General features: G+C 63.2%; 21 protein-coding genes. 10 read left to right on the top strand and 11 right to left on the bottom strand.

Annotated features, from left to right (window positions below; translation table 11 throughout):
* Positions 1 to 12: 12 nt before the first annotated feature.
* The 5 genes from HMPREF2808_RS12060 to rho are packed head-to-tail and all read right to left on the bottom strand — an operon-like array spanning position 13 to position 5844.
* Positions 13 to 1188: an MraY family glycosyltransferase gene (locus HMPREF2808_RS12060; protein ID WP_070624894.1), complete on the bottom strand. Its 1176-nt coding sequence runs from the start codon at positions 1186 to 1188 to the stop codon at positions 13 to 15.
* 10 nt (positions 1189 to 1198) lie between these two features.
* Positions 1199 to 1876 (bottom strand): L-threonylcarbamoyladenylate synthase, encoded by a 678-nt coding sequence (locus HMPREF2808_RS12055; RefSeq protein WP_070624892.1) that lies wholly within the window; start codon positions 1874 to 1876, stop codon positions 1199 to 1201.
* Between the two features lie 54 nt (positions 1877 to 1930).
* Entirely contained in the window at positions 1931 to 2827 is an 897-nt protein-coding gene (gene prmC, locus HMPREF2808_RS12050; RefSeq protein WP_070624889.1) for a peptide chain release factor N(5)-glutamine methyltransferase, read from the bottom strand.
* A gap of 24 nt (positions 2828 to 2851) precedes the next feature.
* Positions 2852 to 3928, bottom strand: a complete 1077-nt coding sequence (gene prfA, locus HMPREF2808_RS12045) for a peptide chain release factor 1 (protein WP_070624887.1) — start codon at positions 3926 to 3928, stop codon at positions 2852 to 2854.
* A complete protein-coding gene (rho, locus tag HMPREF2808_RS12040; protein ID WP_070624886.1) occupies positions 3928 to 5844 on the bottom strand; it encodes a transcription termination factor Rho in 1917 nt (638 codons plus the stop codon). The genes prfA and rho overlap by 1 nt, the downstream gene beginning before the upstream one ends.
* Positions 5845 to 6311: 467 nt before the next feature.
* Between rho and HMPREF2808_RS12035 the strand changes: the two genes are divergently transcribed.
* From HMPREF2808_RS12035 to HMPREF2808_RS12015, 5 genes are all read left to right on the top strand, one after another.
* Positions 6312 to 8063: a long-chain fatty-acid--CoA ligase gene (locus HMPREF2808_RS12035; RefSeq protein WP_070624928.1), complete on the top strand. Its 1752-nt coding sequence runs from the start codon at positions 6312 to 6314 to the stop codon at positions 8061 to 8063.
* A 50-nt stretch (positions 8064 to 8113) separates the two neighbouring features.
* Positions 8114 to 9247, top strand: a complete 1134-nt coding sequence (gene moaA, locus HMPREF2808_RS12030; protein WP_070624885.1) for a GTP 3',8-cyclase MoaA — start codon at positions 8114 to 8116, stop codon at positions 9245 to 9247.
* Positions 9248 to 9257: 10 nt separating this feature from the next.
* Entirely contained in the window at positions 9258 to 10475 is a 1218-nt protein-coding gene (locus tag HMPREF2808_RS12025) for a molybdopterin molybdotransferase MoeA (protein ID WP_070624884.1), read from the top strand.
* A gap of 128 nt (positions 10476 to 10603) precedes the next feature.
* A complete protein-coding gene (gene moaC, locus HMPREF2808_RS12020) occupies positions 10604 to 11089 on the top strand; it encodes a cyclic pyranopterin monophosphate synthase MoaC (RefSeq protein WP_070563029.1) in 486 nt (161 codons plus the stop codon).
* 5 nt (positions 11090 to 11094) lie between these two features.
* Positions 11095 to 11661, top strand: a complete 567-nt coding sequence (locus tag HMPREF2808_RS12015) for a molybdenum cofactor guanylyltransferase (protein WP_070624882.1) — start codon at positions 11095 to 11097, stop codon at positions 11659 to 11661.
* Here HMPREF2808_RS12015 and HMPREF2808_RS12010 read toward each other — a convergent pair.
* Together HMPREF2808_RS12010 and HMPREF2808_RS12005 are read right to left on the bottom strand one after the other, a co-directional pair.
* Positions 11648 to 13036: a multicopper oxidase domain-containing protein gene (locus tag HMPREF2808_RS12010; protein ID WP_070624880.1), complete on the bottom strand. Its 1389-nt coding sequence runs from the start codon at positions 13034 to 13036 to the stop codon at positions 11648 to 11650. The genes HMPREF2808_RS12015 and HMPREF2808_RS12010 overlap by 14 nt on opposite strands.
* Positions 13017 to 14216, bottom strand: coding sequence for a beta-carotene 15,15'-monooxygenase (locus tag HMPREF2808_RS12005; protein WP_070624877.1), 1200 nt, complete (start codon positions 14214 to 14216; stop codon positions 13017 to 13019). Before HMPREF2808_RS12005 ends, HMPREF2808_RS12010 begins: the two co-directional genes overlap by 20 nt.
* Before the next feature lie 93 nt (positions 14217 to 14309).
* Between HMPREF2808_RS12005 and HMPREF2808_RS12000 the strand changes: the two genes are divergently transcribed.
* From HMPREF2808_RS12000 to HMPREF2808_RS11985, 4 genes are read left to right on the top strand one after another with little or no spacing between them, the layout of a single operon-like run.
* Positions 14310 to 14570 carry a DUF2249 domain-containing protein gene (locus HMPREF2808_RS12000; RefSeq protein ID WP_070563016.1) on the top strand — a complete coding sequence of 87 codons (261 nt, stop codon included), beginning with the start codon at positions 14310 to 14312 and terminating at the stop codon, positions 14568 to 14570.
* 21 nt (positions 14571 to 14591) lie between these two features.
* Positions 14592 to 15314 (top strand): molybdate ABC transporter substrate-binding protein, encoded by a 723-nt coding sequence (gene modA, locus HMPREF2808_RS11995; RefSeq protein WP_070624871.1) that lies wholly within the window; start codon positions 14592 to 14594, stop codon positions 15312 to 15314.
* 9 nt (positions 15315 to 15323) lie between these two features.
* Positions 15324 to 17054, top strand: a complete 1731-nt coding sequence (locus HMPREF2808_RS11990; protein WP_246818583.1) for an ATP-binding cassette domain-containing protein — start codon at positions 15324 to 15326, stop codon at positions 17052 to 17054.
* A 57-nt stretch (positions 17055 to 17111) separates the two neighbouring features.
* Complete coding sequence (locus tag HMPREF2808_RS11985; protein ID WP_070624867.1) at positions 17112 to 17810, top strand: helix-turn-helix transcriptional regulator; 699 nt, start codon at positions 17112 to 17114, stop codon at positions 17808 to 17810.
* A gap of 5 nt (positions 17811 to 17815) precedes the next feature.
* Here HMPREF2808_RS11985 and thrB read toward each other — a convergent pair whose 3' ends face one another.
* The 4 genes from thrB to argS all read right to left on the bottom strand — a co-directional run bounded on the left by thrB (position 17816) and on the right by argS (position 23241).
* Entirely contained in the window at positions 17816 to 18739 is a 924-nt protein-coding gene (thrB, locus tag HMPREF2808_RS11980) for a homoserine kinase (RefSeq protein WP_070597084.1), read from the bottom strand.
* Between the two features lie 16 nt (positions 18740 to 18755).
* Complete coding sequence (locus HMPREF2808_RS11975; protein ID WP_070624866.1) at positions 18756 to 20078, bottom strand: homoserine dehydrogenase; 1323 nt, start codon at positions 20076 to 20078, stop codon at positions 18756 to 18758.
* 151 nt (positions 20079 to 20229) lie between these two features.
* Positions 20230 to 21567: a diaminopimelate decarboxylase gene (gene lysA, locus HMPREF2808_RS11970; RefSeq protein ID WP_070624864.1), complete on the bottom strand. Its 1338-nt coding sequence runs from the start codon at positions 21565 to 21567 to the stop codon at positions 20230 to 20232.
* Between the two features lie 12 nt (positions 21568 to 21579).
* A complete protein-coding gene (gene argS / locus HMPREF2808_RS11965) occupies positions 21580 to 23241 on the bottom strand; it encodes an arginine--tRNA ligase (RefSeq protein WP_070624862.1) in 1662 nt (553 codons plus the stop codon).
* 236 nt (positions 23242 to 23477) lie between these two features.
* On the opposite strand from argS, the gene HMPREF2808_RS11960 reads away from it, so the two are divergent.
* A complete protein-coding gene (locus HMPREF2808_RS11960; RefSeq protein ID WP_070624860.1) occupies positions 23478 to 25130 on the top strand; it encodes an L-lactate permease in 1653 nt (550 codons plus the stop codon).
* Positions 25131 to 25401: the final 271 nt, after the last annotated feature.

The following is a 25401-nucleotide window of genomic DNA, read 5'->3' as shown; positions in this document are numbered from 1 at the left end:
CCATACCCTACCTCAGGAAGGATCAGTTTCCAGCACCACACTGGTAGCCCGCGGCCGACGCCCAATCTTGCCCTGGCGCAGCGGAATCAGGGTCACACCGAAGGCCACGCCAAGCGCGAGAACCGCCAAAGCCACGGCCGCAGGGGCCGGAACGATAGAAAAGGAGACGGCCCCAAACGCCACCGCGGAGACCCATAAATAAAGCACCAGTACTGTGCGTCGGTGCGTGTGCCCCAAGGAGAGCAGCCGGTGGTGAATGTGTGCCTTATCGGCAGCGAAAGGCGAGCGCCCCTGCGATACGCGGCGAATGACCGCCCAGACAAGGTCCAAGACTGGAATAAAGACCGCGGCGACCACGACGATGACGGGTGACATCAACGCCACAATATCCACGGTGCCGTACAACGACATGTTGATCTTGCCGGAGGCGGACGTCGACGCCGCCGCAAGGAGCAAACCAATCAGCATCGCACCGCTATCCCCCATGAAGATGCGGGAGGGCTCAAAGTTGTGAGGGAGGAATCCGGCACACACTCCAACAAGCGCGGCGGCGATAATCGCCGGCGGATACGCAGACACCGCACCGCCCTGGTCGTGCAAAACCGTCAGCGAGAAGACCAAGATGGCGCCGCCGGCGATCATGCCCAGCCCGGCCGCCAAACCGTCGAGCCCGTCGACGAAGTTGATGGCGTTAATGAGCAGCACGGTGAAGAATGTGGTCAAGAGTGTCCCCTGGACCTGGTCCAGGATGACCGTAGTTCCATCACCAAAAGGCAAGAAGAGAAGCGTCCACGTCAGCCCCAATCCGCTCATGATGGCCGCGGCCACGAGCTGACCGATGAGCTTGACCAGAGCGCTCAGCTCCACCAAGTCATCCACCACGCCCACGAGGACAATGGCTGCGGCTGACCACAGCACGGCGTTCATCTCAGGCGTGACGGGCATAAAGCCGCGAGTCAAGGCTGGAAGCTGGCCTGCGAGATAGACGGCGGCCGCAAAACCCGTGAACATCGCCACCCCGCCGAGCTGCGGTGTTGGCTGGGAGTGACTATCGCGCAGGCGAATCTCCGCCACCTGTCCGATGCGCACTAAGAAGGTACGCACCAGTCCGGTGGTGAGGTAGGTAAACGCCGCCGCGACAAAGATCACCAACGCTAGCTCGCGCAGCGGCACTCCGGTTCCAGCCACTGATGTCTCCTTAAGAGGATTGGGCGCTCGGGCGGGTGCGCAAGGACTCTGCGGATACTCCGATGACCTCTCCGATCTGCTCAGCGCTCAATGCGCCTTCGCGCAAAAGATAAGGGCGGGAGCCAGACAGATCGATAATGGTGGATGGCTTTCCTACCTCTGCTTCTCCCCCGTCGAGGTAGACGGTGACGGCCTTACCCAGCTGCTGCTTGGCGGCAATCGCCGTGGTGGGTGGGGTTTGGCCAGAGATATTCGCGGAGGACACCGCCATGGGGCCGACCTCACGCAAAAGCTCGATGGCGATGGGGTGCAGCGGCATGCGCAGCATCACCGTGCCGCGGGTATCGCCCAAGTTCCAGGGAAGCGACGGCGCCTGCGGGACGACGATGGATAGTCCGCCCGGCCAGAAGGCCTCGATCAGCGTTTGGGCGGTATCATCCAACGACGCGACGAGGCCTTTGACGGTATCCCAGGAGCCCACGAGCACCGGTACCGGCATGTCTGGGCCGCGGTGCTTGGTGGCCAGCAGGCTAGCCACGGCGTCGTTATCAAAGGCATCGCAGCCCAGCCCGTAGAGCGTATCGGTGGGCATGACCACGAGCCGCCCCGACTTGGCTGCCTTGACGGCAAAAGCCATTCCTTCTTCGCGCTCGGCGGCGTCCGCACAGTTATAAATCTGTCCCTGCATTGGTCTCTCCTTTAATCCCGTTCGTGTCGGCTTGTCGACCAATCTTCGACCACTCTACTGTACTCCCCGCTGTGCCGTGACAAAGCGGGCGGTGCCAGTGAGATCCTTGAGCACCTCGATGTGGCTAAATCCTCCATGCGCGCGCAGGGCTTCCTGCACCTGTTGGGAGGTGTCGTCGTCGTGCTCGATGCCCACGCGGCCACCGGGGCGCAGCAGCGCAGCGATGGTCGGGATCATCGCGTTGATGGTTTCCATGCCATCTACTCCCCCGAACACTGCCTCGTGAGGATCCTGGTAGACCTCCGGTTCCAGGTCCGGGGTCTCCGGTACGTATGGCGGATTCGTCAGCACGAGGTCAACGGTGCCGTGCAGCTCCGACAAGAGGTCCGCCTCGGTGACATCCCCTTGGACCACGTGTACGGTTCCCGCCCCGCCGTGCACTGCGGTTGCGGCGTTGCGGCGGGTGTAGGCCAGGGAGGCGTCGGCAAGCTCCACCGCCCACACCTCGGCCTGTGGCACGTAGTGCGCAACGTAGAGCGCGAGCGCTCCGGACCCAGCGCACAAGTCCACGACGCGGGGAGGCTGCGAGTTAAATTCCTTTGTCCCGTACGAGTTAAATCTCTTCAGAGATTTAACTCCCCAGTCGGCGAGCACTTCCGTTTCCGGGCGTGGAATGAACACGCCCGGGCCAACCTCAAGCTCGAGCGGACCAAACCACGCGACGCCCAGGATGTGCTGGAGTGGTTCGCGCGCTTCACGACGCCCCACCAACGCCCCATAGGCCACGTCAAAACCGGGGATCGGTTGCTCGTCGAGGGGGATGTCCATGTGCCCGCAGTGGATGAGGTGGGCGGCCAACAGGCGCGCGTCCCATTCGGGTGAAGGCACCCCGGCAGCGCGAAGGCGCTCCGTGGCATCACGAAGCGCCTCCCTATAGGTGTGAAAAGTCACCGCTAATAACCGTGCCTTGGCCTTCTATCCCTCGGCCTCGAGGCGCTCGGCGCGCTCCTGGGCCTGCAGGGCCTCGATGAGGTCGTGCATGTCGCCGTTGAGAACGGAGTCGAGGTTATTTGCCTTGTAGCCGATGCGGTGATCGGTAATGCGGTTCTCCGGCCAGTTATAGGTGCGGATGCGCTCAGAGCGGTCCATGGTGCGCACCTGGGATGCACGCTGCTCGCCGGCCTCGGCCTCGCGTGCCTCGCGCTCCATTTGATCCAGGCGGGCTTGCAGCACCTGCAGGGCGCGCGCCTTGTTCTGGATCTGGGAGCGCTCCTTCTGACAGGTCACCACCAGGCCCGTGGGCAGGTGGGTAATGCGCACGGCGGAGTCGGTGGTGTTCACGCCCTGGCCGCCCTTACCGGAGGAACGGTAGACGTCAACGCGGATGTCCTTGTCATCGATGTTGACTGCTTCGACTTCTTCCGGCTCCGGGTAGACCAGCACACCGGCTGCGGAGGTCTGGATGCGGCCCTGGGACTCGGTCACCGGAACGCGCTGCACGCGGTGGACGCCGCCCTCAAACTTGAACACGCTCCACGCGCCATCACGAGACGGGGTCTTGGATTTGAAGGAGATGGACATGTCTTTGACGCCACCGAGGTCGGACTCGTTGAGGCCCAGGACCTCCCACTGGAAGCCGGCCTTGTCGGCGAAGCGCTCGTACATGCGGGCTAGGTCGCCAGCGAAAAGTGCTGCCTCTTCGCCGCCGGCACCGGCCTTGATCTCCATGATGATGTCCTCGGAGTCCTGCTCATCGCGCGGAGCAAGCAGATCCGCGAGCTTCTCCTCCAGTTCCACGACGAGCGGTTCGAGGCGCTCAACCTCGGGCTGGAACTCGTGGTCCTCATAGGCCATCTCTTTGGCGTCGGCCAGGTCTTGGCGGGCCTGGACAAGATCATCGTTGACAGCAACGATGGGGCGCAGTTCAGCGTAGCGCTTGGACAGCATGCGGAACTGCTTCTGATCTCCGGCTACGTCCGGGTCAGCCATCTGCATCTCGATGCCCTGGTACTCGGAGACGATGTCATCAACGAGGGAAACCTGGTTCGACATTATTTGTAGTCCTCCTCATCCATATCTGCCGCCATGGGCGCAGACGAGGCCACCTGCATGAGGAATTCGCCGTTGGAGCGGGTCTTCTTGAGCTGCTTGATCAGCAAATCGATGGCAGCAAAGGAATCCAGGCCGGAAAGGATGCGGCGCAGCTTGGTCATGATGCGCGCCTCCTCCGGAACCAGGAGGAGTTCGTCCTTGCGGGTGCCGGACGGGTTGACGTCCACGGCCGGGAAGATGCGGCGCTCGGAGATGGCGCGGTCGAGCTTGAGCTCGGCGTTGCCGGTGCCCTTGAATTCCTCGAAGATGACCGTGTCACCGGTGGAGCCGGTTTCCACCATCGCGGTGGCGATGATGGTCAGCGAACCACCATTTTCGATGTTGCGGGCAGCACCCAAGAAGCGCTTCGGCGGGTACAGGGCGTTGGAGTCCACACCACCGGACAGGATGCGGCCCGACGCCGGGGAGGAGTTGTTGTAGGCGCGGCCCAGGCGGGTGATGGAATCGAGGAGGACGACGACGTCCTTGCCCTGCTCCACCAGGCGCTTGGCGCGCTCGATGGCCAGCTCCGCCACGGAGGTGTGCTCTGACGGCGGGCGGTCAAAGGTGGAGGCGATGACCTCACCGTTGACGCTGCGCTGCATGTCCGTGACCTCTTCGGGGCGCTCGTCCACGAGGACCACCATGAGGTAGCACTCCGGGTTGTTCGTGGCGATGGCGTTGGCGATGTTTTGCAGGATCGTCGTCTTACCGGCCTTCGGCGGGGAGACGATCAGCGCGCGCTGGCCCTTACCAATCGGCATGATGAGGTCGATGACGCGGGTGGTGAGGATCTTCGGGTCCGTCTCCAAGCGCAGGCGCTGGTTCGGGTAAAGCGGGGTGAGCTTGGAGAAGTCCGGGCGGTCCTTCGCAGTCGACGGATCCAGTCCGTTGACGGTGTCGACCTCCACCAGCTGGTTGTACTTGCGGCGGTTGCGGCCGTTGCCGTGGGTGTGGGTCGGGCCAGAAACCTTGACCTTGCCGGTCAGCGCGTCGCCAGAGCGCAGCCCCAGGCGGCGCACAAGGTTGTTGTTAACAAAAACATCGGAGCTGGCCGCGCGGTAGCCGGTGGTGCGCAGGAAGGCCACGTTGTTGTCCACGACCTCCAGGATGCCGCCGACTACCTGTACTTCATCGCCCTCGCGGATCTGCAGATCGTTGCCACCATTGCCGCCACCATCGCGGTCACGCCCGCGGCGGTTACGGCGGTTGCGGCGGTTGCGGCGGCCGCCACCATTGTTGTCATCGTCGTTGCGGTGGTTGTCGCGGCGGTTATTATTGTGGCCGCCACCGTTATTGCCACCATTATTGCCATTGCCGCGATCGCCGTTATCGGAGTTGTTTCCACCGCGGGACTGGTTGTCCTCGGACTTGCCGTTATTGGCCTCGGCCTCGTTGCTATTTCCGTTGCCGTTGCCCTTGGCCTCTTCGCGGGCCTCGCGCTCCTGGCGGCGGGCGCGGTTGCGGCGGGCGCGGCGAGCCTGGGAGCGGGACTCGTAGCGGTACTCGTCGTTACCGTCGTTGTGCTCGGACTTATCAGCCTTGTCAGATTTGGCAGCTTCATCAGTCTGCTGCTTCGGCTGGTCCTGCTTGCGCTTCTTATCCTGCTCCGGCTGCTCGGAGTCCTGGTCTGCGGCGCCGGCAGGGCGAGAAGCCTTGCGGGTAGCGCGGCGCGGCTGTTCGTCCTTCTTGGGCTCCGCTTGGGCAGCGGCCTTCGCGCCGCGCGCCGGCACTTGGCCGGTGGTCAGTGCGGTGATGAGATCCCCCTTGCGCAGTCCGGAGACGCCGCGAAGTCCGCGCTCCGCAGCCAGCTTGCGCAATTCCGGCAGCTTCAGGGACGCGAGATCCTGTGCTGCGGTCTTGTCCGTATCGCTCACGGATATCCTTTCGTCGCTTCACCAACGCGCGCCGTCTATTCAGCCGCACCCGCACTGTGCGTGGTGCCGCTCCACGTGGGCGTTGGAAGCCAGTGTGTAATTGAGATGGTCCGCCGCCACCAGCGAGTTCACGCAACCGCGATCCCCGTGGGCGGTGGTTTTCTTTGGCTCTCCCCCCTCTCCGGCCCTGCGGAGCAGAACGTGAAGAACTCCTTGCTGCACTCCGAAAAGAACTCAAGGAAGCGGCCGCGGGTCAATCGCGGGGAGATATTTTAAGAAGGCGACTGCGAGCGTATCTCTACCCTCTCATTGCCGCGCGCACCGTTGGACTGCCATGAGTTTTTCACCGCAGGTGTGCACGCCGTGGAGGGAGCTCGGAGGTGCGAGGAAGGCTTTCCCCGCCAGTCGCGAACAACTATACCGCATCCATCCACCGCGCTCACACTGACACGGCTAAAGTGGTGCGCATGCTCTCCACAATGCAGGATATCCCGCTGTCCCTCACCCGCATCCTGGAGTACGGCTCCTCCGTCCACGGCCAAACCCAGGTAGTCACGTGGCACAGCGCCAATCCCGGCAACGAACGCGAAGAGACAACCTTCGCCGATATCGGTGCACGCGCCGCCGCTTTCGCCCACGCCCTGCATGACACGCTCGGCATCACTGGTGATGAACGCGTGGGTTCCCTGATGTGGAATTGCGCCGAACACCTCGAGGTGCTTTTCGGAACGGCCTGCAAGGGAGCGGTGTTCACGCCGCTCAACAAGCAGCTCATGAATGATCAGATCCGGCACATCATCAACCACGCCGAGGTTCGCGTCATCGTCGCAGATGCCCGGTTAGCGAATCAGCTCGCGCGCGTATTAGACGGCGTGGAGTGCGTGCGCGCGGTGGTGTTCACGGGCGTCGACAAGCCCAGCATTGCCCTGCCGGGCAACGTTGAGGTTTATAGCTACGAACAACTTCTGGATGGGCGCTCCACCGTGTACAACTGGCCGGTGTTGGATGAGCACACCGCTGCCGCCCTGTGCTACTCCACAGGCACCACCGGCGCTCCGAAAGGTGTGCTCTACTCACACCGCGCCCTGTTTTTGGAGGGGATGCAGTTGCGCTCCTCCGACTCCCTGTGCGTGACCCATGGTGAGACCTTCTTGTGCTGCATTCCCATCTATCACGTGTTGAGCTGGGGCGTTCCCTTTGCGGCGTGGATGACGGGCACGCCGCTGGTGCTTCCCGACGCCGACGTCTCCCCCGCCACCCTGGCCAAGGTCATCGCCGCCACCTCCCCGCGCGTGGCGCATGGCGTGCCCACCATTTGGATTCAGCTCTTCGTGCACTACCTCAAGAACCCGCCGGAGCGCATGACGCTGACAGAGATTTTCGCCGGCGGATCGCCTGTCCCGCCGCAGCTCATCAAGAGCTGGGAGGAGCGCTATGGCGTGGACGTGGTTCACGTGTGGGGCATGGCGGAAACCACCACGGTGGGTACCGTGGCGCGCCCGCCCTCAGGCGCCTCGGGCGAGGCCCGGTGGGCCTACCGCATTTCCCAGGGGCGGTTTCCTTCCTCCCTGGAATACCGGGTGGTCAATGACGGCCACGTGGTCAACACCACGGACCGTAATGCCGGCGAGATCCAGGTGCGCGGCAACCTGGTGACCGGCTCCTACTATCACTCACCCACCTCAGAGGACGGCGGCGCCGCCCACGAATTCCGTGGGAAGGACGTCGAAGATGCGGCCTCCAAGTTCACGGCCGACGGCTGGCTGCGCACTGGTGACGTCGGATACGTCAACGAGGATGGCTTCCTCACCGTGGAGGATCGCGCGCGCGATGTCATCCGCTCCGGCGGCGAGTGGATCTACTCCGTCCAGTTGGAAAACCTCATCATGGCCAACCCGGTGGTGCTCGAATGCGCCGTCATTGGCTACCCCGACAAGCAGTGGGTCGAGCGCCCGCTGGCCGTCACCGTTCTTGCGGCGGATATCAGCCCCACGATTGAAACCGCCGAGCGCCTGCGTGACGGGATGCGCTCCGAGCTGCCCTCCTGGATGTTGCCGGAGTACTGGACCTTCGTAAAGTCCATCGACAAGACCTCGGTGGGCAAGTTCGACAAGAAGGATCTTCGTGCCCATCTTGCCGAAGGCGCCTATAACATCATCCGGCTGAAGGGCCCGGGCGAGGCGCAGCGCCTCGATACCGAAGAGGGCTCACCGCAATAAAGGGGCCGAGCGACTATAGATCTGCTATTACTCCGGCTAAAGTGTGGTTAATGTCTGATCGCGTCTTTCTGCCTACGCCCTCCCCGCGCGGGACCACCCGCCGCGGGGCCGACGCAACGCCTCCGGACCTCCCGCCTGCATTAAGCGATGGTCGCCGAAAGCTGTTGGACCGTTATGGGCGCCAAGCACGCGACCTTCGTGTCTCGCTGACGGATCGCTGCAACCTGCGTTGCACGTATTGCATGCCCGCCGTGGGCCTCGAGTGGATGCCCACTGAACAGACGCTCAGCGATGACGAGACCATCCGCCTCATCAGGATTGCCGTAACCCAATTGGACATCCGCCAGGTGCGCTTTACCGGCGGCGAACCATTGCTGCGCAAGTCACTCGAGAAGATTATTGCCGCCACGACACAGCTACGCACAGACGAAAAGTTGGTCCCCGCCACCGCCCTGACCACTAACGGCCTGGGACTCCCCCGCCGGCTGGACAGTCTTATTGAGGCGGGACTGGACCGCGTTAACATCTCCCTAGACACCATTGATCCTGAGCTTTACGCCCGCCTCACCCGGCGCGACAGGCTCGGCGATGTCTTCGCCGCCATCGAAGCCGCCACAACCGCCCACCGCGAAGGGCGTCTGGGCACGGTCAAAGTTAATGCCGTAGTTATGCCCGGAGTAAATGAAGAGGACATCGTCCCCTTGGCACGCTACTGCCTCGAGCGAGGCGCGCAGCTGCGCTTCATCGAGCAGATGCCGCTGGGCCCACGCGAAGAATGGGATCGCTCCCGGATGGTGACCGCGGAGGATATCTTGGCTCGTTTGGGTGAAGAATTCGAGCTCACACCTGTGCAGGGTCCCCGCGGCTCAGCCCCCGCCGCGCTGTGGAACGCACAATCGCGCGATGGCTTAATACCGGTAGGCCGAATCGGCGTCATCGCATCCGTGACAAGGCCTTTCTGCGGCAATTGCGACCGCACGCGACTCACCGCGGACGGCGCTGTACGTAATTGCTTATTTGGAAACTCAGAGACGTCCTTGCGGGACTTGTTGCGCAGCGGCGCTAGCGACGCGGAACTCGCCGCCGCGTGGGCGGGCGAAATGTGGAAGAAGCTGCCGGGCCATGGTGTGGATGATGAAGGATTTCTCCAGCCCGATCGCCCGATGTCCGCCATCGGCGGCTAGATTGGGTGCAATGACAAGCACTGGGACTGACTTAAGCATCGAGGAGTATTTCGACCGCCTCCACGCATTGGTTCGCGCCCTGCCTGCGGAACGCGCTCCCCTTGTACAAGGCCGCGTTCTGGCCGAGCCACTCTTCGCCCGTCTTCCCCTCCCGCCGCAGGATAATTCGGCGATGGACGGCTTCCTTGTCCCAACTCCGGCGTCACCTGATGACTTAACCACCCCATTCACGCTGCCTGTTATAGGTGATGTCCCAGCAGGCTCACCCGCCCAGGTCCCGCGTCCTGGGACCGCGGTGCGAATCATGACTGGCGGGGAGGTTCCGGAGGGTTTTGATGGCCTGGTCATACCAGTAGAAAACACCGATGTGTCCCCGGGGCCCGGACCTGTGCCTGAAACCGTCACGGTGCACCACCTGCCCGACCGTAACCATATACGGCGGCGCGGCTCCCACATCGACGCCGACCACCAACTCGCCGGTTCTGCCACGCTTGTCGACGCCCCCCTTATCGCCGCCGCCCTCTCCTCCGGTGTTGACAGCGCCGTGGTTCACCGCATCCCACGAGTGACCATCATTGCCACGGGTGAGGAGCTGATCAACGGCCAGCTTTCCGATTCGAATGGGCCCATGCTTGAAGCCCTTATTTCTTCCACCGCTCTCTGCGAGATCACCCGCACGGTCTGTGGAGATTCCCCCATTGAGCTACGCCGTCGCTTCAACGCGGCCGTTGCGGATTCCGATCTCATTGTCACCACCGGCGGCGTCTCGGCCGGCGCCTTTGACGTAGTCCGCGCCGTGATTGAGGATGCCGTGGAACGCGATTCTTACTGGTTCGGCCACGTCAACCAACGGCCCGGCGCGCCTCAGGGCCATGCGCTCTGGGACGGTATCCCCGTGGTGTGTTTGCCGGGCAACCCGGTGGCGGCGTTTGTCTCCGCACACCTCTACCTCACCCGACTGCTGCGATCTCTGCGCGGACTGCCCCGCCCCACGGGTGTCAAGGACCGTCCGTGCCTCACGGCCGTCGCCAGTGCGGACTTCCCCGAACCGCACCACCCGCTCATTCAGCCGTGCTCCATCACCATGGCGGAAACCATTACCGCAAGCCCACCGCCGGGTCCGCGTATGCGCAGCCACCACGTTGCCGCCCTTCCGGGCACACACGGCTTTGCGCTGCTGACGAGTCCGGTCGCCGCCGGCGAGCAACTTACCGTCTACCCCTACTAGCTTCACAATCCACCTCCACATCCCCCACCCCTCCGTTGCTGCCAAAGATCGCGCATCTGAACACCCAGATCGGTCCACTCTTCGTCAGCTAGGCTAGGTCCACGCTAGGAAAGGATCCCTGTTTAGACATGAAGTTCACTCACCTCAACGACGCCGGCTCCGCCTATATGGTGGACGTCACCGAAAAGCAGCCCACGGTACGCACCGCTACCGCCCAAGGCGAGGTCGCGTGCTCACCAGAAGTTCTCACCGCGCTGCGGGAGGGAACCGTGCCTAAGGGGGACGTGCTTGCGGTTGCGCGTGTGGCTGGCATCGCGGCGGCCAAGAAGGTTCCCGATCTCCTTCCGTTGGCCCACACCATTGGGGTGCATGGCTGTGCGGTGGACATTGAGCTGCGTGAAGACCACGTCTTCATCGAAGCCACAGTGCGCACCGCTGACCGCACCGGTGTGGAAATGGAGGCGCTCACCGCGGTGAACATCGCCGCCTTGGCGGTCATTGACATGGTCAAAGGCGTCGACCGCTCCGCCTATATCCGGCGCTGCGGCATCACCGCGAAGTCCGGGGGCCGCTCCGGTGATTGGTCCCGCGAGCTGCCCGGAACGAAAGGTTAAGCAAAGTGCCAGGTGTCATTGTTTTGGCCGGCGGGCGCGGCCAGCGCATGGGAGGCGTGGACAAGGCTAGCGTGAGGCTTGCCGGTGAACGCCTCATCGACCGGCTACTGCGCCAGCTTCCTTATGGCGCGCCGATAGCGGTCGTCTCGCCCTATCGTTTAGGCATGCCCCAGGTGTGCGAAAGCCCCCTCTTCGGCGGGCCAGCTGCAGGTATCGCCGCGGGCCACGCCGCACTGGCTGGTGAAGCGAGGGCTACCACAGCAGTCTTTGCCGTCGATGCCCCGGATTCCCCGCAGGTACTGCCTGCCCTCCACAAGGCTCTGGGTAGCTCGGGCGCGGATGTCGCTGTGGCTGCCCTCGACGGGAGTCTACAACCGCTGTGTGCGCTGTGGCGTACTAAGGCCCTCACCCGCGCGCTGGAGGAGCTCGGAGATCCACGCAACAAGCCGGCCATGCACTTACTGAGGCTCGCGGGCACCATCACTGAGGTCGAGGCAACGCCCGCGGTGCGCGATATCGACACCTTGGAGGAATTACGTCTACGGCGCGAGCGCCTTGCTACTCAACGATAATCTGGCCGTGCTGGCCCTTCTCCGCGTTCGTCATGAGGTGGTTGACAAAGGAGTAGGTCCCCGGCTCGTTGAAGGTCATCTCCACGAATCCGCCCTGGGCCGGTAGAAGGTCCAGCGCCTGGGAACCGGAATCCTTCGCGCCCTTAATCAGGTAGGCGCCTTCCTTGTACACGGTGTCGAACTGCTCGCCCACGACGTGGAAGCTCAACGGCAGATCCGGGCCGAGGTTGACCACCCAGATGCGCACGGTATCGCCCACCTTGGCGCGCAGCGGGGCAACATCATACTGGTTGGGATAGTAATTGAAGGCCGTGAGGTCATAGTCGCCGTCGCTGACGCGCTGCGCATCCGCCCCCTCTGCTTCTTTGCCCGCGGAGGCCAAGAAGACCTCGTTTGACGTCATGACATACTCCGCATCAACGTCTGCCAGGGCATCTTCACCGCGCGGATCAATGATGACCGCGCCCGCCATACCGTTGGCAATGTGCAGGCTCATCGGCATGGTGGAGCAGTGATACATCCAGATACCTGCCCGGTGAGCCACGAATTCATAGGTCAACGATTCGCCCGGCTGGATCGTCTTCATGTTCTCATCCGGGTTGACCTCACCGGCGTGAAAGTCCACCGAGTGCCCCATCGAGCCCTCATTCTTGATGGTGATGCGGAACTTATCCCCTACCTTGCCGCGCAAGGTAGGCCCGGGTGCTTGCCCGTTGAAAAGCCACCGGGTTTGGCGCACGCCTGGGGCAACCTCGACTTCTTCCTCGGTCATCGCCCACGTTTCCTCATGGAGGTCCCCTTCGGCGGGGGCAAGGGAGGCATCAAAAGCCTTAAAGTTCTCGCGGGCTGCCATGCGCTCGGCGGCCGAGGGCACCGTCGCCGGTGCGCCGGCGGAGCCGGTGCTTTCCGACGCCCCCGCATGATCATGCTCACCGGATGCTGACTCGCCGGATGCTGACTCGTCGACGTTGACCATGAACGTCATGCCCTGCATCTTGTGGCCGGCGATCGTGCAATAGCCTTCCACGGACTCCTCGATGATTCCAGCATCGAGCTGCACCGTTTCGCCCGGTTCCACCCGGCCCGTCTCCTCGCGCCCAATCTTCAGGTCATGAACTTGGTCACCAGTGTTGGTGAAATTCACTACGAGGTGACTGCCCGCTGCCACGTCAATGGAGGACGGGACAAAGGCCATGCCGTCCACGGAGACGTCAACGGTCACGGCGTCGGCGGATGCCACCATAGCTGGGTCCTGCTTACCTGTGGTCGAGTTGAACACAGCCAGCCCAATGACTGCGAGGAGCGCGACGATGATGATGAGCCAGGACGCCCACTTCTTGTCGGAATGCTCCTTCTTAACGGGCACGCTTGACATGAACTTCTCCTTGAGATGATGCGACGGCCCATGCCAGGGCCGCACTATTGGCGATGAGTCCAAACCCCATCATGATAAGCCCGGCCACAGACACACCGGCAATGCCGAGGAGGCTGAGCACACCGCCCACGTTAATGAGCCCTACTCGCAGGAACCCGGCAATATGCCCGTGCGCGGGACGGGCCGCCCCGGCCAGGATGGGCAGCATGTGATGGAGCACCCCGGTGACCAGCTGCAGCAGGCCGGCGCCCAGAAACGCCGGCATGAGCAGTAACGTGACCGCGCGTGGGTAGGCCCCTGCGATGGTGGCCGCGGCGTCACCGGCGCAGAGCGCCACCATCCACACCAGCCCCGCCATCGCGGACACACTAGCCGTGGTCTTCTCGCCACCAAGTGCACCGGCCAGCACTGGCTGGATGATGAGCACGGCAGCAAGCACGGTGAGCAGCTGCGCCATACCGGCGGCGCGGGTGAGCCCGGAGGCGTCGGCAAGCATGGCCACCCCCAGCCCCACGCAATGCACGGTCAAAGCCCGGCTGCACCGCGCCCGAGCAACCGCTGAGATGGGGGTCCGGGTCAACGTGGGCAGCAGCGTAATGACCGTGCCCAGGATGGTAAGCAGGCCAAAGCCCCACACCATTCCGCGTGAGTGCGCGGCCACCAACAGCGAGTAATTCCCTACCCCGTGCGCAGCCAGAATGACCAGTAGCACCGAGAACACCATGAAGCAGGCCGCCGCCAGACAAAAAGGCACGGTCACGGCGAAAGAACCAGACAAAGAGCCCCGGAGCGTGGTCCACAGCGCCCACAGGTGCCACGAAACGGCAGCGATGACGAGAGCGGAGCCGATATCCGCAAGCACGCCCCAGTCATAGCCCGCGCGATCAACAAGGAGAAGAACCAGCCCTACCTGAACCAGCCCTACCCGCGCGCCCACCCCGCGGAAACCGGCAGCCGGAGTGCGGGTGAGCGCCTCCGTGAAGTGGGTACTGAATACGAGGATCGCGGTGGTCAGCGCCCCGAGGGTAAATGGGTGGATGAGGTCCCACCACACGACGGGTGCTCCCCAAAAGCTTGCCACGGTGATTCCCACGCCGACCGCGATCCAGAACGCGACGAGGCTAAAGGCAAGGGTGTGCCAGCGCCGGCGCGAAGCCAGGGAGACATCACGCAGAGACATATCTGACATACTTATTTGCACGGATATAATCGTAGTAAATTAGTTGCACGGGTAGCAACGCCCGCCGCCCTAGAACTCGAAAGGAATCCATCAATGAACTTGCCGCTTGTCGACACTTCCAAGGGCCGCGACATTCCCACCCTTAACGCGTCCGAAATCCCTCATGCAGTGCGCCACGGCGCCATCCATGGAGCCCTGGGCACCCTCAACGTGGGCGAATCCATGATTCTCATTGCTCCACACGACCCGCTTCCGTTGCTCACAGAGGTGGACCAGCGCGAAGAATCCTTCGACCGTGAATACCTCAAGAAGGAACCAAAGGAAGTTCACATTAAATTCACGCGAACCGCGTAGAGGAGCCGTAAGGTACTAAGCATGCGCCTTCTCAAAATTGCTGTCCCCGCTCTCGCCGCCGCGCTGACTGTCGCCGGCTGCACCTCCAGCTCCGATGAACCGTTGCAGGTTTTCGCCGCCTCCTCTACGCGTGTGCTTAATGACGACCTCTCCGGCGCAGCCGAAACCCCGCTGGCGTTTAACAACGGCGGCTCGTCCGCCCTAGTTCAGCAAATCAATGAAGGCGCTCCCGCGGATCTGCTCCTCACGGCTTCCCGGGAGACCATGGATGATGCGACTGCTCAGGGCACCGTCGACACCCCCGTGACCTTAGCCAGCAACGTTATGGTCATGGTGGTGCCGAAGGGCAATCCCTTGGGACTGCGCTCCGCAGCCGACCTGGATCCCTCGGCACGCCTCGTGCTCTGCGACCCAAGCGTGCCCTGCGGCGCCATCTCCACGCGCATCATGGAGGCCAACAACTGGGACCTGCACGCTTCCTCCCTGGAGGGACAGGTAGCTGACGTCCTGGGTAAGGTCGCCTCCGGTGAGGCGGACGCCGGATGGGTCTATTCCACCGATGCCGCTGCTAGTGAGGACGTCGAGGCCATCCCGCTGGACCACGCGGAAGACTTCCGCAATGAGATCATGGGCGCGGTGGTAACTGATTCACCCCGGCACGACGAAGCCCAGGATGTCCTCAACCTCCTCGATTCGGATTTTGACAGCACCTGGGAAAAATACGGTTTCACCCCGGTGGACTAAGTGTCACGCGTGATTTTGCGCGAACAGCGCCCGCGGACAACGTGGCCGGTCATCGCCGCCGGCGTGCTCGCTGCGGTCTACATCCTTGCCCCGGTGCTCGCCCTCGGGCTGCGAGTGCCCTGGCCGAACCTCGCCGACACGCTGAGCGCTCCGGCGACCCATGACCTTCTCCGCGTCAGCCTTTCCGCGGCGGCGTTGTCTACCTTGCTATCCACGATCCTGGGCACTTGTCTGGCTCTGTGGCTCCAGCAGCTACGCCGCGTGTCTCACCTTGTGCGTCTGGTGGTTTATCTTCCTTTGGCCATGCCTCCCGTGGTGGGCGGGTTGGCACTCACCGCACTGCTCGGGCGCCGCGGACTGCTTGGTCCGGTTTTGGAGCAAGCTGGGCTGCACGTGTCTTTCGCCTTTCCCGGTGTTGTGGCAGCTCACTTATTCGTCACCCTGCCCTTCGTGGTGGTGGCGGTAGATTCTGCGCTGCGGCAGCTCGACCCCGAAGTCGTGGCCAGCGCGCGGGGCATCGGCCTGAGCACACGAACCATCCTTCGGCGCATCATCCTGCCCGCAATCCTCCCTGCCGTGTTCACCGGCGGTGCTCTGGCGTTCGCCCGTTCGCTGGGTGAATTCGGAACGACGATCACCTTCGCCGGATCCCTGCCCGGTTCTACCCAAACCATGCCCAGCGGCATCTACCTTGAGCGTGAGGTCAGCGCGGACAATGCCTATGCGCTTTCGGCCGTGCTGATTGGGATAGCCATCCTCACGCTCACCGCCGCCGGAATGCCCCTGCTGCTGCGCCGCCGCCGCGAGCAAGCTGTGCGCGCTTTGCAGCCGATGGACACGGCTAAGCTCCGCACGATGACCTCCCCGCAGGACTCTCCCCGCGATCTCTTAGCCACGGTCGGCGACACCACCACGACGTTCCGTGGCGGGCGCGTGACCGCTGTGGTTGGCCCCAACGGGGCTGGCAAGACCACGTTGATGCGTTTCATTAGCGGGCGCTTACAGGGAGCCCAGACAAATGCCGAGCGTGTGGTCATGCTCTCCCAAGACCCCGGGCTGCCTCCCACCGCCACAGTGGAACAAGCTTTGACCATGGTGACCAAGGATGGACAAAGCACCCGGCAGTTGCTCAACGCAGCCGGATTGCAGGAGCTGGGCCATGTTTCCGAGCTTTCCGGCGGGCAGGCCGCGCAGGTTGCCCTCCTGCGCGCGCTTGCGGCGCGCCCGGAGGTCCTGGTCGTGGACGAGCCTTTTGCCGCCATGGACGTCGAATCCGCCGCCCGGTGGCGCCACCTGTTGCGCCTCTCGGCGGCCGACCGCACCACCATCATTGTCACCCACAACCGCGTGGACCTCACCACGCTGGCAGACGACATCGCTGTAATGGAAGCCGGCGAGGTCATCTCCCAAGGACCCGTGTCCCTGCTATTGGAGCAGCCCACCACTCATTTCATGGCAGAGCTATCAGGCGTTAATCTGCTACGAGGTAGCCTCCGCGATGGAGTGTTCACTCCTGCTCGCAGCGGTGACCACTGGGCGGCCTTCCCCCACAGCGCTCTGCGCTTCGACCCTGCCGGGGCACTGAGCGCCACAATTCTTGCTGACTTAGGCAGCTCAACCCTGGTAGAGATCGATGGCCAACGGGTGACTCTAGACCAACCGGCACACAGCAAGGCCCCCGGTGAGGTTGTGCCTGTGTTCCTCGATTCCGCTGCTTTAAGGCTTTATGCACTGAAATAGGGAAGAGCTGCGAGCAGATGTAAGATCCTCGTAGCATTGTCCAAGGAGAGGCCGTTTATGTCTACGTCATCTGCGCATAGCCCGCGCTCGTCTACTGAGCTTTTTCCCGACACGATGAAGCTCTCCCCCAAGCAGAGCGAGGTTCTCTCAACCCTGCAGACATTCCCGCAAGGAGCACGCGCCGCCGAGATCGCACAGGAACTGGGGATGCACGTTAACACCGCGCGCGGCCACCTAGATGAGCTCGTTAACGCCGGCGCGGTGCGGGTAGTTACCGCCCCAGCGCACGGGCGCGGGCGCCCCTCCCTGATCTTCCAAGTACGTGTACCCGATAACCGTTCGGTGGCGGAGGAATACGTCACGCTAATTAGCGTCTTAGTCGCAGCGCTGGCGGATAAAGAGCAGCTCAATGACTTTTCATCCGAGCAAGCGCGAGAGATCGGCCGCGCGTGGGCTAAAGCCACGGCGAACAGCCGCGGTGCTGAGGCGCTGGCACCTCTCTACCAGACGATGCGCGATATGGGCTTTGACCCGGTAACTTCGGTGGAGCAATTCGCCGAAGAAGGCCGCACCACAGTGCAACTCCACGCCTGCCCGTTCGTCACGGCCGGAATTCAGCCCTCCCCCTTCGTCTGCGCCATCCATGATGGCTACCTCGACCAAGCGGCAGCCGATTCCGGCGGGCGGCTTAGCCTGAAGCTCATACCCAAAGCCGGAAACGGCGTGTGCCGAATCGACGTGGAAGAGAGCAGCTAGCTAGGCTAACCGCGCTCGACGGTGACCGGCCCGGCGACCTCCAGCTCCAGCACGCGCAGGTTCTGCCCGCGGGCATCATCGAGGATCTCCTCCTCGATGGGCTCGGTGTGCAGGACCATGACAGTGGGGCCAGCGCCGGACAGATAGGCGGCGTAGCCGCGGTTGCGCAGGCGGTTCACCCACTCCGCGGTGACCGGCAGAACGTCAGCGCGATAGGGCTGGTGCAGGCGGTCGCGGGTACCCTCCCACAGCAGGTCCGGGTAGGTGGTCAGCGCCGCCACGTTTACTGCGGTGCGGGAAACGTTAAAGGCGGCGTCGGCATGCGTGACGTGCGAGGGCAGAACGCGGCGCACGGCCTGCGTCGACGCATGGAAATCCGGGACCAAGGCCGTGGCCTTAATGCTCGGGTGCACGTCCAAGGTCGCGGCACGGTACTCCGGCAGCGAGCGGCCGTCGACAGGCACGGTGGTCCAAGAGACCACGGCGTTGCCCAACACAGAGGCAGCTGCGTTATCCGGATGCCCTTCGAACGCCGAGGACAGCTGCACAACCTGCTGTTCCGAAAGCGGGAATCCCGCCAGGCCATTGCCCGCGGCCACGCCGGCCACCGCGGCGGACGCCGAGGAGCCCAGGCCACGGGACTGCGGGATGTTGTTCGTGCACACCACGCGCAAGCCGGAGACCTCCACGTCGGCAGCCTTCAGCGCTGAGCGGATGGCCTTGACAACGAGGTGGGAGCCATCGCGTGGCAGCTCGTCAGCGCCCTCGCCGAAGATCTCCACCTCCAGGCCGGAGCGGGTGACCTCCACCTCCACGGTGTCGTAGAGACTCAGCGCAATACCCAGGGTGTCGTAGCCCGGGCCCAGGTTGGCCGAGGATGCTGGGACCTGGACGGTGACCTTGGTGCCTACTTCGATATCGATACTCATTGTTCTCTCTGAGTCCCTATACGCCCAGGCGGATGACGGAGTGAACGGCCTTGACCTCATCGAGCTCGCCGAGGGCTGCGACGATCTCCTCGAGCACCGCTTCCTTCGCTGCGTGGGTCACCACGATGAGGCGAGCGGTGGCATCGCCGTCCTCCTGGCGCACGGTGCGCAGTGACACCCCGTGGCGGGCAAAGACACCGGAGATGGCAGAAAGCACGCCGGTGCGGTCTTCAACTTCCATGTCGACGTGATAACGAGTTTCCACTTCTCCGAACTCCGCAATAGGTAGGTTGGCGTAGGTGTTCTCCCCCGGCGCTTGGCCGCCGTGGACAATGTTGCGTGCGGCGCCGATGACGTCACCCAGCACAGCCGAAGCCGTCGGGTTGCCGCCGGCACCGTTGCCGTAGAACATCAGGGAACCGGCGGCCTCCGCCTCGACGAAGATGGCGTTGTAGGACTGGCTAACCGACGCCAACGGGTGATCCTTCGGGACCAGAGTCGGGTGCACGCGGGCATTGACGGATTCCGCGCCGGTTTCCTCATCAACCAAGCGTTCACAAATAGCGAGCAGCTTGATGGAATAACCGGCTTGGTTGGCGGCCGCGATATCGTCCGCGGTGATCTTGGAAATGCCCTCGCAATAGACGTCGTTGAAGGTCAGGCGGGTGTAGAACCCCAGGGAGGCCAGGATGGCAGCCTTAGAGGCGGCGTCGTGGCCCTCCACGTCCGCGGTGGGATCGGCCTCGGCGTAGCCCAGACGGGTGGCCTCAGCCAGCGCGTCCTCGTAGGAGGCGCCGGTGGTCTCCATAGCGTCCAAGATAAAGTTGGTGGTTCCGTTTACGATTCCGGAGATGCGCTGGATCTTGTCACCGGCCAGGGAACGGCGCAGCATGCCGACAACCGGGATGGCGGCGGCCACCGCAGCCTCGAAATAAAGGTCGACGTCAGCGCGCTCAGCAGCCTCCGCCAGCTCATCCGCGTGCGCGGCCACGAGGGCCTTATTGGCGGTGACCACGGATTTACCCGCATTAAGGGCGGCGAGGACGAGCTCGCGCGGGAAGTCAATGCCGCCGATAACCTCGACGACGAGGTCGATATCATCGCGCAGGACGAGCGCCTTGGCGTCGTCCGTCAGCAGCTCCTTCGGCACGCCCGGACGAAGCTTGTTCTTGTTGTACACGGCTACGCCGCGGATCTCCACCGGGCCGCCGATGCGGTGCGCAAAAGCGTCCGCATTCTCCTGCACGAGGCGGAAAACCTCGGCGCCTACGGTGCCAAACCCAAGCAGCGCAATACCTACTGGTTCGCCTTCGGGCTTCTTGCTACGGTTCGTCGTCATGGTGTCCCTTTGTTGATGTTGCGTTTGATTCTTACGTGCTAGCCCATCACTATACAGAACGAGCTGTCTATTTCTATACAAAATGGCCGGCACTGGGCGCGACCGGCCATGTCATAGTGAATAAAATACGGTGAGCTGTGACAACGCCGCGCTAATCGACGTCCAACGCCAGCAAGTCCTCCACCGTCTCCCGGCGCAGCATGAGCTGGGCCTTGCCGTCGCGCACGGACACAACCGCCGGGCGCAAAGCGCCGTTATAGCGCGAAGCCATCATGTACTGATAGGCGCCGGTGGTGGCGAAGGCGAGGAGATCACCGGTGGTGATATCCGAGGGGAAACGGCGCTCGTTGACCAGGATGTCGCCAGATTCGCAGTGGAAGCCCACTATGCGTGAATCCACCGGCTCACCCTGGGTGCGGCGGTTAACCACGCGCACGTCGTACTCAGAGCCATAAAGCGCTGGGCGGATGTTATCGGACATGCCGCCGTCCACGGAGAGGTAGCGGCGCATCGGCAGATCCGCCTTGCCGGTTTCTACGTCCTTGACCGTGCCCACGCGGTACACGGTGACCGCAGAGGCACCCACCAGGGAGCGGCCGGGTTCCACCAGCACGAAGGGCGGCGTGATGTCGAGCTCGGTGGCGGTGCGTTCCACGGCGTCGAGCAGATCCTTGGCCAGCGTGGCGACGTCGAGCGCTTCCTCGTATTCCATGTAGGGAATACCGAAGCCGCCGCCCAAGTCCAGCTCATCGAGGGCAACGCCGAGCTCGGAGTGGATGCGCTTGTACAGGCTGAGCACACGCTCGGCGGCCAGCTTGAAGCCATCGGCATTAAACACCGAAGAACCCACGTGGCAGTGCAGGCCCACGAGCTTAAGGTTGGCGGATTCCAGCACCTTCTGTGCGGCGTTGAAGGCTGCACCGGTGGACAGGGAAATGCCAAACTTTTGGTCCTCATGAGCCGTGGCGATGAACTCGTGGGTATGCGCATCCACGCCAGGCTTAACGCGGATCATCACCGGCTGCACGCGGCCGGCGGACGCCGCGATGCTGTTGAGGCGCGAGAGCTCCTCCTCGTTGTCGAGGACGACGTGCCCGATACCTTTGTCCACGCACAGCTGCAGGTACTCGTCTTCCTTGTTGTTGCCGTGGGCGGTCATGCGCTCCGCAGGGAAACCTGCGGCCAGCGCCAGCTTGGCCTCATTGAGGGAGGCCACGTCGAGGCACAGGCCCTCCTCATCTACCCAGCGCACGATGCGCTTGGTAATGAAGGCCTTGGAGGCATAGTGCACGTGCTCAGGCCCGCCGAAGGCTTGGGCCATATCCCGGCAACGCGAGCGGAAGTCCTGCTCGTCGAAGACGTAGAGCGGGGTGCCGTATTCGGCGGCCAAGTCCGTCAGCGCTACACCGCCAATCGAGACCACACCATTCGAGTCTCGAGCGGCGTTGCGCGGCCACACGTGGGCCGGCAGAGAATTGAAATCAGTCATCGATACCTTTTCTTACATCTTCTCCGGCGCGCTCACACCCACCATGGTCAAGGCATTGGCCATGACCTGGCGGGTGGCTGAAGCCAGGGCGAGGCGCGCGGAGTGGATCGGCTCGGTCTCCTCGCCTGCCTTCGGCAGCACCTGGCACTGGTCATAGAAGCGGTGGAACACGGCGGCGAGCTCCTCGGCGTAGCGTGCGATGCGGTGCGGCTCACGCAACGTGGCGGCGGTGGCCACCACCTCGGGGAACTCGCCCAAGGTGCGGATGAGGTCGCCTTCCTTGTCGTGGGTGAGGAGGTCAAGGGGGGCGTCGCCAAGCGCGGCGGTGTCGAAGCCCAGGTCCGTGGCCTTGCGCAGGATCGAGCAGATGCGGGCGTGGCCATACTGCACGTAGTAGACCGGGTTATCGGACGACTGGGAGGCCCACAGGCCCAAGTCAATGTCCAGGCTGGAGTCCACGGAGGAGCGCACCAGCGAGTAGCGCGCGCCGTCCACACCGATGGCCTCGACGAGGTCATCCAAGGTGATAACGGTGCCCGCGCGCTTAGACATCTTGACCGCCTTACCGTCGCGGACCAGATTCACCATCTGACCGATGAGCACCTCGACGGCCTCCGGGTCATAGCCCAAAGCCTGGGCCGAGGCACGCAAGCGGGCGATATAACCGTGGTGGTCAGCGCCCAGCATGTAGATGGCTAGGTCGTGGCCGCGGTCGAATTTATCGGCCACATAAGCGATATCACCGGCGATATAGGCGGCATTGCCATCGGACTTGATGACCACACGGTCCTTATCGTCGCCGTATTCGGTGGACTTCAGCCACCACGCACCCTCGGCTTCGTAGAGTTTGCCGTTGTCCTTGAGCGTCTGGATAGCCTTCTCCACGGCACCGGATTCGAAGAGGGAATTCTCGTGGAAGTACACGTCGAAGTCCACGCCGAACTCGTGGAGGGACTCCTTGATCTGGGCAAACATCATCTCCACGCCGTCAGCGCGGAAGTTCTCCTGGACCTCGGCATCGCTGCCCTCGAGAGCCTGCGGGTTCTTCTCCACTACCGCCTGCGCGATGTCCTTGATGTAGTCTCCGCCGTAGCCATCCTCCGGGGTCGGCTCGCCCTTGGCTGCGGCCACGAGGGAGCGAGCAAAACGGTCGATCTGTCCGCCGTGATCGTTGAAGTAGTACTCGCGGGTCACGTCCGCGCCGGAGGCCTCGAGCACGCGGCCGAGTGAGTCACCCACGGCGGCCCAACGGGTACCACCCAGGTGGATGGGACCAGTCGGGTTCGCGGAGACGAACTCCAGGTTGATCTTCTTTCCCTGGTAGGTGGTGTTGCTGCCGAACTCTGAGCCGGCGTTAAGAACCTGGGCCACGATGGCACCTTGTGCGGCGGCAGCGAGGCGAATGTTGAGGAATCCCGGGCCCGCCATGGACGCTTCATCGATGGCGTCATTGCCGGCGAGAGCATCCGCCAACCACTGCGCCAACTCGCGCGGCTGGGTGCCAGCCTTCTTAGCAACCTGGAGGGCCAGGTTGGTGGCGTAATCGCCGTGCTCCGGGTTGCGCGGGCGCTCCACGGTCACGGTCTCTGGCAGGACTGAGGCGTCTAGCTCATGCTCGGTGAGCACGGCGGCAGCGGTGTTCTTGATCAGGACGGAAAGATCTTCAGGATTCATAGGGCCAAAGTCTATCGTCCCCGCCGCTGGGAGGCACTATCAGGTCGCGGACGTTAGCAAGGTCCCCCACCCCCGTAGTGTGAATCCGGCGACACAAGCACTCGCATGGTTTTACCCTAAACTTGATATCTGAACCGATTTATTCTTTCGCCTCTCTCGCCCGGCCGAAACTTGTGGTGCCACACCGCGGGGACCACCGCAGGGACGCCGGCGGGACTCAACCTGAAGTGAGCGTTATGTCTACATTCACAATCACCACCGACGCCATCGCTGGCAACGTCGGGCTTACCGCGCTGGTGTCCACGCTGCCGCTCATCGCGTTCTTCATCATGCTCCTGGGGATCAAGGCCCGCGCCCACGCCTCGGGTGCGGTAGCGCTTCTCGTAGCGGTTCTCATCGCCATTTTCGGCATGGGCATGCCAACCGGCATGGCTTTGTCCTCCGCGGTGCGCGGCGGGCTCTTCGGCCTCTTCCCCATCGTCTGGGTGATCATCACCGCCATCTGGTTCTACGAAGTGACCGTGGCTTCCGGACGATTCAATGACCTGCGCAAGACCTTTGACTTGCTGGGCGATGGCGATATCCGCATCCAGGCCATCCTCATCGCCTTCTGCTTCGGCGGCCTGCTGGAGGCCCTCGCCGGCTTCGGCGCCCCCGTGGCGATTACGGCGACCATGATCCTGGCCTTGGGTGTTAAGCCGCTCAAGGCGGCCACCACGGTGCTCATTGCCAACACCGCGCCCGTGGCCTTCGGCGCGGTGGGCATCCCAGTCACCACCGCGGGCTCGGTCGGCGGGCGCACCGCCGAGCAGACCGCTGACATCGCCGCGTTGATTTCCCTCCAGGTCCTGCTCATTGCCGCCGTCGTGCCTTTCTTCATCCTCTTTATCCTTGACGGCATGCGCGGTGTTAAGGAGGCCGGCCCCGCCGCGGCCGTCATCGGCATCTCCTTCGCCATTGCCCAGTGGGCCGCGGCTACCTTCTTCGCCTACCAGCTCACCAACGTCGTGGCCTGCATCGTCTCCCTCGGCGCGGGCTTCATCTTCCTGCGTGTGTGGAAGCCCAAGGGTGTCGACAGCCTGCGCGAGCGCATGGAGCTGCCCGCCCAGGAGGAGGTCACGGATCTCAACAGCAGCCGCATTTGGATGGCCCTGCTGCCCTATGCCGTGGTCACCGCTGTCTTCGCCATCGCCACCGCATGGCCGGCCATCTTCGGCTTCCTCCAGGTCAACGTTGCCTGGCCGCTTCTCGACGGCACCGTCTTCGACGCCGAAGGCCACGCCATGGACACCGCCTTCACGTTCAACGTGCTGGGCAACCCGGGAACCCTACTGCTGATTTCCGGCATCATCGTGGCCCTTATCTACATGACCTTCAACGAGAACGGCCGCTACAAGCTGGACGCCTCCGCGCCGCTGACCAAGTTCGGCGAGGTTGTCTCCCGCATGAAGTTCTCCGCGCTGACCATCATCCTGGTCCTCGCACTGGCCTACACCATGAACTACTCCGGCCAAACCATCTCCATCGGCCAGTTCGTGGCTTCTGTCGGCGGCATCTTCGCGCTCTTCTCCCCCGTCCTGGGCTGGATCGGCACCGCCGTCACCGGCTCGGATACCTCCGCCAACGCACTCTTTGCCAACCTGCAGGTCACCGCCGCCGAGCGCATCGGCGTCAATCCGGACCTCATGCTGGCCGCCAATACCTCCGGTGGCGTTGTGGGCAAGATGATCTCCCCGCAGTCACTGGCCATCGCCGCCACCGCCGTGCAGATGGAGGGCGAGGAATCCCGCATCTTCAAGGCGGTCGTGGGCTACTCCGTGGCCTTCCTCGCCGTCGTGTGCGTCATCGTCTTCCTCATGACCAACGTGCTGGGCTTCTTGGTCCCCTAAAAGGGTTTAGCCATAAAGTTCTACACCACTAACTACCCCCAGATTCGGGCGTCTTCATCGCCCAGTCTGGGGGTTGCCTCATATCGGCCGCGACCGCTGCGACCATCACCGCACGTTAGGAATTTCACAACATTAGTGTTGCGATAAAAAGCCAGGTAGGAGGGGTAATCCTGTGTCGATAATGTGAGTTTTGGGCGGTAGGCTCAAAGGTACACACTCGAAAAATGCCCAGTGCGGCTGTCCTGGTAGCGCGCATCCGAGCACAACTCCG

It is taken from the genome of Corynebacterium sp. HMSC078A10 (genome assembly GCF_001811565.1).
GTDB classification, from domain to species: Bacteria; Actinomycetota; Actinomycetes; order Mycobacteriales; family Mycobacteriaceae; genus Corynebacterium; species Corynebacterium hesseae.
Note: the sequence above shows the minus strand (reverse complement) of the source record. Positions and strands in the feature narration are given on the sequence as shown.

Bases quoted from the DNA above. Each gene is read 5' to 3' on its own strand.
- HMPREF2808_RS11975 (WP_070624866.1), bottom strand. From the start codon at position 20,078: ATGACGACGAACCGTAGCAAGAAGCCCGAAGGCGAACCAGTAGGTATT.
- moaA (WP_070624885.1), top strand. From the start codon at position 8,114: ATGTCTGATCGCGTCTTTCTGCCTACGCCCTCCCCGCGCGGGACCACC.
- HMPREF2808_RS11985 (WP_070624867.1), top strand. From the start codon at position 17,112: ATGTCTACGTCATCTGCGCATAGCCCGCGCTCGTCTACTGAGCTTTTT.
- prfA (WP_070624887.1), bottom strand. From the start codon at position 3,928: ATGTCGAACCAGGTTTCCCTCGTTGATGACATCGTCTCCGAGTACCAG.
- HMPREF2808_RS12035 (WP_070624928.1), top strand. From the start codon at position 6,312: ATGCTCTCCACAATGCAGGATATCCCGCTGTCCCTCACCCGCATCCTG.
- HMPREF2808_RS12025 (WP_070624884.1), top strand. From the start codon at position 9,258: ATGACAAGCACTGGGACTGACTTAAGCATCGAGGAGTATTTCGACCGC.
- HMPREF2808_RS12055 (WP_070624892.1), bottom strand. From the start codon at position 1,876: ATGCAGGGACAGATTTATAACTGTGCGGACGCCGCCGAGCGCGAAGAA.
- HMPREF2808_RS11960 (WP_070624860.1), top strand. From the start codon at position 23,478: ATGTCTACATTCACAATCACCACCGACGCCATCGCTGGCAACGTCGGG.
- lysA (WP_070624864.1), bottom strand. From the start codon at position 21,567: ATGACTGATTTCAATTCTCTGCCGGCCCACGTGTGGCCGCGCAACGCC.
- HMPREF2808_RS12010 (WP_070624880.1), bottom strand. From the start codon at position 13,036: ATGTCAAGCGTGCCCGTTAAGAAGGAGCATTCCGACAAGAAGTGGGCG.
- modA (WP_070624871.1), top strand. From the start codon at position 14,592: ATGCGCCTTCTCAAAATTGCTGTCCCCGCTCTCGCCGCCGCGCTGACT.
- HMPREF2808_RS12000 (WP_070563016.1), top strand. From the start codon at position 14,310: ATGAACTTGCCGCTTGTCGACACTTCCAAGGGCCGCGACATTCCCACC.
- thrB (WP_070597084.1), bottom strand. From the start codon at position 18,739: ATGAGTATCGATATCGAAGTAGGCACCAAGGTCACCGTCCAGGTCCCA.
- moaC (WP_070563029.1), top strand. From the start codon at position 10,604: ATGAAGTTCACTCACCTCAACGACGCCGGCTCCGCCTATATGGTGGAC.
- HMPREF2808_RS12005 (WP_070624877.1), bottom strand. From the start codon at position 14,216: ATGTCTCTGCGTGATGTCTCCCTGGCTTCGCGCCGGCGCTGGCACACC.
- argS (WP_070624862.1), bottom strand. From the start codon at position 23,241: ATGAATCCTGAAGATCTTTCCGTCCTGATCAAGAACACCGCTGCCGCC.